The following is a 5,109-nucleotide window of genomic DNA, read 5'->3' as shown; positions in this document are numbered from 1 at the left end:
TGCAGCAGGCTCTGGTACACGCCGCGCTGGAGATGGCCGTGGCTCGCCGACAGCCGCAAACCGAGGTACTGCTGCACTCGGATCGTGGCAGCCAATACTGCGCGTACGATTACCAGGCCTTGCTGCGGCGACATCGCATCGTGCCCAGCCATTCGCGCCCGGGGAACTGCTGGGACAACGCAGCGATGGATAGCTTCTTTCGTTCGCTGAAGACCGAGCGGGTGTACCTGACCCGCTACGCCAGCTACCAGGAGGCGAAAACCGACCTGTTCGACTACATCCGCTTTTACAATCACCGCCGCCGCCACTCGACACTGGGCTATCTCAGTCCGATGGAGTTTGAGCGGCGAAATACGAGCAGTCGCTCTTAACTACCTGTCCATTAGCTCCGGGACAGACCTTCTGGCGGAAGCGGTGAAGCTGAGCCCGTTGGTAGGTGTTTCGCTGGTTGGTTCTGATGAGAAAAGCGGGCTAGGGTAAGCGTCAGTGTTGTTCGCGGCTGTCCGGCCCTGTCCGTACGAACTCTTGTATAACCTCGGTTATTGCGCGATACTTCGCTCACGACTCAACCCTTGGCGGGCCGATTTAGTTCAGCCTTAGCCTCGGGTGAAGAAACCGGCCCCTAAAGCCGGTTTTTTCGTTTCTAGGGATAGGGCATTGTGCGTACAGCTTTCTTCGTAGACGGCTACAACCTCTATTACGGCGTTCTGCATGGCTCCGACCATAAATGGTTGGATCTGACTGCGTTACTAACTGCCGTTCTTCACGTCCAGGATCCTGCGTCTGTACCAGCGTCCATCGACTACTTCACTTCGCCTGTCATTGCCCGCCTCGCCACTCGTGGTCAAGCCTCGAATGATGCGCAGCATCGTTACATCCGCGCTCTACAGGCGAGAGGTGTTTCTGTTACCCAGGGCAATCATCGTCTAGCTAAGGGGTACGCTCCTCGGTACGTCGAAGGGCAGAAGGCGTCTCGAAAGGATCAGGTTGCTGTCTGGCAGCTTGAAGAGAAAGAGACAGACGTGAACATCGCGTTGGGAATGTACCGTGCAGCTTGCCGCGCAGAGCAGTTGCAAATAGAGCAGATCATTCTGGTTTCAGGTGATACCGATCTTGCCCCTGCTCTAGCCGCGATTCGCCAAGACTTCCCGCATATCCGACTGGGCGTGATTCTTCCCCATAGGCAAGAAGGCAATGAGCTTGTGCGTAATCCGCCTGGCTCATTGAAGCGGCATGCGGACTGGATGCGCACCTACATAACTGATGAGGAGCTTTCCTCTTGCCAGCTTCCAGTCAAGGTTCCGCTACTCAAGAAGCCAGCAATCATTAAGCCGGATTATTGGTAGCTGTGACACTTTTGGGACACTCGCAATCCCAGAAAACCAAAAGCCCCTGAAAATCTCTAGGATAATCAGGGGCTTATGGTGTTTCGATTTGGTGGAGCCGGGGGGATTTGAATCCGTTTCAATTACTGCCCTTTGCTGCCTATGTTTGCTCAACGTCAGCAAATACGCACCGTATGTTTATTCACGCCTGCCCAATGTAGCCCTTTGCTGCCTAGCGTTTACGACACTTTTTCGACACCACGACGCTTTCCAATCTTGGGTTGGATCGTTTTTCGCCTGAGTCAGCTCGCTAAGGAATGCTCAGGTCTTTAATCTGTGAGAAAGCAAATTTTAATATCTGTTTTGTGAAGTCGTTTAGTTCGTCGTTTTTTGCGATGGCATAAATAATTCCTATGATTAACACACCTGCAGCAAGGTCATTTATAAAAATCAGTCTTGATTTGGATTTTATTATGATGGTGAGTAATTTTTCTTTTGCTTCCTCTGCGCTTACTCGTACTTCGTTTTCATCTTTCATCACTTCGTAACGTTTTAGGGAACGTTTTATTTGCTCGGCTAAAGCGTCGTAAGCCTCAGAATGAATTCTGTTGGCTATGACGGTCAGAATCCATACACATAATAGAGAAAAGCATACCATTCCTAACGATGGGATATCATCACTTCGAGCTAGTGCCGCAACAGCAATTACTGCTCCTGGAATTGCAAAAGCTTTTGTTTGGCTTGAGGATATTGAATCGTTGATTTTTGTTATGTACTCAGTGGACTTTTCTTCTATTTCTGTAAGTAATTTATTTGCCGAGAATTTGTGAAGATATACATCGTAGTTTTCTTTGTATTTCTTTTGTAGTCTACTCCCCTGCGTTATCAGCCAAGGCATTGATGTGTTTTCTTCAAGTAATTCCGCTAGGGATGTTCTTAAAACATCTCTACGTTCTTTTTGATGACCATCTAAAAGTTTGATTGCACTGTGTAGTTGGTCAAGATCTTCGCTCGTGCTGTCTGTAATGCACAGCTCCAACAGTTCAGGGAGCTTGATTTTTTTAGGGTTTACTTCGTAAATCTTTGCTCCTTTGTCTGTGCTTATGAAGTATATGAGCGTTGAATCATTGCCCTCTGAGCCTCTGTGGTCTTTGAGACTCGTCAGAAATTGTCTCCAGCTCAGATAGTGCTCTATCGTTTTTATTTCTTTTGCTTTTTTATCGCACTCACTATGAATTTTTTCTTTAAGAATATAGTAATTTGCCGGGAGTTTTTCATGGTTCCTTGCCTCATCCCATAGAGCTTCAATTGACTCATAAAAGGGAGAGTTGTTGTCCCAAGCTTCGGCGTCTAGTTCAATAGCTAAGTAATATATTTCGGCATCATGGCTTTCTATGGTTTGGGCTCTCAAGTACCCAATCTCACAAATTTCACTGTGAGCTTTTCTAAGTTCTTCTTCGCTACCGTAAATGCAAAGAAAGCCGCCCTCTGCCTTGGGCGGTAACTTTTGTAAAAGCTCAGTTAGAGTCTTCATCTGAGCTCTCGTGATCTCCAATGCTAGCTTTTATTTTCTCTCTATCTGCTTCGCTTAAGGGGATTTTTAGATAAGTTAGCTCGTCATCTACCTGCACCGGTTTATTCGATCCTGCGTATCCTATCGATGCAGCTTTTACCGATACAGAATAGTTGCTATTGAAATCAGTGATTTTAATAGAGATGCTTTTTTCTAAAGCTTGCCGTGTCGCTTCAAAAACAGAGTTGATTTGAAATCCATTTTCATTTGCATATTTAGCAAATGTTGCTGTGAGTTTGTGTCCTGCAGGTAGGCCTTTGTCTATTACTTGTTGTATTTCAACTAGTGAAACTTGTTTGCCCAGATTTTTTTCAATATGTTCGTAAACTTTTTCAGTAACCTTTTTCAGGAATGCTGGCCCAAGTTTATTCTCATTTGAGAATTTCTTGATTGCCTCGAACACATTGTTTACGCTTTGCTGGTTTGTGACTTTTATGTCGCACCCTAAAGCTGTTTTGAAAAACTCAGCTTTTGACTTCCCGTCGATGAAGTGCAGGTACGCTGAACCTTCTTTTTTGGGGTGTATCTCGAGAAATAGCGTCAGATCGAACATTGCAGCTTGTCGCAATGCGTCAGTATCTATAGGTTGTAATCTTCTCGGCTGAAGGGTTCCTTCTTCAAATTCAAAGGCTCCTTTTTTGTCAACCATTACAATCATCAGTCTTCCATGATCTTCATAGTCGCCAAAAGTTTTGTAATGCATGAACACGATGTTTCCGCCTACAAGGTTTCGACTCTCCGACTCATTGGCTGTTATGGTTAGAATTTTTATCAGTTCTACCGCTAAGTCATCTAGCGCTATATCTCCTGATATTAGTTTTTTTAATCCATCCGGTGTTTTGTTAGATGGTAGTCCAGAAAAATAGCTGTGAAACTTATTTTTTCTTCGAAACTTTTTTTGTATTTGCTCAACGAATTCTGTAGAAACGTTGTTTTTCAAATTCCATGTGTTACCGACTTGATACTTGAAGGGGTGGCCTTTAGTCTCTTTGTCTCGTTCTAGTGATGCAGTTATAGCTGCTAGTACAGATATGCTAGGTGAAGCAGTCGGTGTTTTCTCTGATTTGCTATCTTCGCTAACTTCAGTGCCCACTTTGTTGTTCATGGCTTTCCCTATTCTGCTTGTGCTGACTTATATTATTATCTTTGCTGGTTAATCTCTGTGGCTTAGCCCAACTGCAGACCTACAGTTTCTGCGTTCTATGCTTCCTTCCTTGTGAGGCCAGCACGCGCGATCTTTCATGCTAGGTGACTGTTCTATTATTGTTACGCGCACCTTGTCTGCACTCTTCGCCGTCTCTCTTACTTGATGTGCTCGTGTTGCAGGTATCACATTGACTGCATGAGCCGGTAGATATGTTGCTGCGTTGTATTCAGTTTGTTTAGGCTGCTGAATCTGAGTACTTTGCGAAGTTCGCTCCGTTTCGCTTGAGCGTCTCGCCACCTCTTCAACGATCTTGTCCCAGTCTTTTTCGGCGGGCGCCGATCTGGTGATTTCTGCGATGGGGGCTTGCTTTGACTTTTGGCCGTTAAGTATTTGGTCAGCCACGTCATGCATATAAAGCGCGCTCAGGGTGTAGAGCATTCCTACCGTGAGGATGCTTCCCAGAAATGACGCAACAATCCATGTTGATCCATTGCTTCTGCGGGCACTTGGCCTGAAGTGAGTCGGTGCATCATCCCTGTCAGCTTTCATTCCTTCATCCTTGTCGTTCGGGCGTACCAGCGCCTAGCTACTTCCTGAGTGATCGCTATCCCGCGTTTTGACCGGTCAAGGTTCGATTGGCCTCGTCGTATTCGGGGCTCGTTTGGCCGATTTCAGGCATCACCTCCCCAGTGCTCAGCCACCATCTGTAATTCGGGTAAGCCTTGCCCAATATCTCTATTTCTTCAGCTCCGACCCGCGCTCTGCCGCGCTTAATACTCACCCAACGGTTGTAGTCCGTCTCGCCTGCTCGGGTCAGCTCGCTGAGGTTGCTCGCGCTGATTAGTAGAAGGGCTCTATCAGTAATGTTCATTCAATAGAAATATAGATTATTTGGACTATGTACAAGACATACTCCAAAGGGTAATGTTTGCACTATGTCCATGGCTATAGTCCATGTTGATAGTCCTTATAGACTCCCATAGTGCAACAAAGGCCAAGATTGTGGAAGGAACCGACCTGACTTTAAGCCGCGTAGTTGGAGCCCCGCCGGTGATGCCATGGCG

General features: G+C 46.4%; 5 protein-coding genes. 2 read left to right on the top strand and 3 right to left on the bottom strand.

Going from position 1 to position 5,109, the window contains the following annotated elements; all coding sequences use genetic code 11:
- Together BVH06_RS00020 and BVH06_RS00015 are read left to right on the top strand one after the other, a co-directional pair.
- A partial coding sequence (locus tag BVH06_RS00020; RefSeq protein WP_139315518.1) for an IS3 family transposase occupies positions 1 to 371 on the top strand: 371 nt, incomplete at its 5' end.
- A gap of 288 nt (positions 372 to 659) precedes the next feature.
- Entirely contained in the window at positions 660 to 1,346 is a 687-nt protein-coding gene (locus BVH06_RS00015) for an NYN domain-containing protein (RefSeq protein ID WP_075932790.1), read from the top strand.
- Between the two features lie 289 nt (positions 1,347 to 1,635).
- On the opposite strand, the gene BVH06_RS25170 is transcribed toward BVH06_RS00015, so the two are convergent.
- From BVH06_RS25170 to BVH06_RS25860, 3 genes are read right to left on the bottom strand one after another with little or no spacing between them, the layout of a single operon-like run.
- The gene (locus BVH06_RS25170; protein WP_139315517.1) at positions 1,636 to 2,859 is read right to left on the bottom strand and encodes a hypothetical protein; all 1,224 of its coding nucleotides are present in this window, start codon (positions 2,857 to 2,859) and stop codon (positions 1,636 to 1,638) included.
- Complete coding sequence (locus BVH06_RS00010) at positions 2,843 to 4,003, bottom strand: nucleoid-associated protein (RefSeq protein WP_075932789.1); 1,161 nt, start codon at positions 4,001 to 4,003, stop codon at positions 2,843 to 2,845. The genes BVH06_RS25170 and BVH06_RS00010 overlap by 17 nt, the downstream gene beginning before the upstream one ends.
- 48 nt (positions 4,004 to 4,051) lie before the next feature.
- Positions 4,052 to 4,594, bottom strand: coding sequence for a hypothetical protein (locus BVH06_RS25860; RefSeq protein ID WP_139315516.1), 543 nt, complete (start codon positions 4,592 to 4,594; stop codon positions 4,052 to 4,054).
- Between the last annotated feature and the right edge of the window lie 515 nt (positions 4,595 to 5,109).

It is taken from the genome of Pseudomonas sp. PA27(2017), assembly GCF_001945445.1.
Taxonomy (GTDB): Bacteria; Pseudomonadota; Gammaproteobacteria; order Pseudomonadales; family Pseudomonadaceae; genus Aquipseudomonas.
This window is presented reverse-complemented; position numbering and strand designations above follow the sequence as displayed.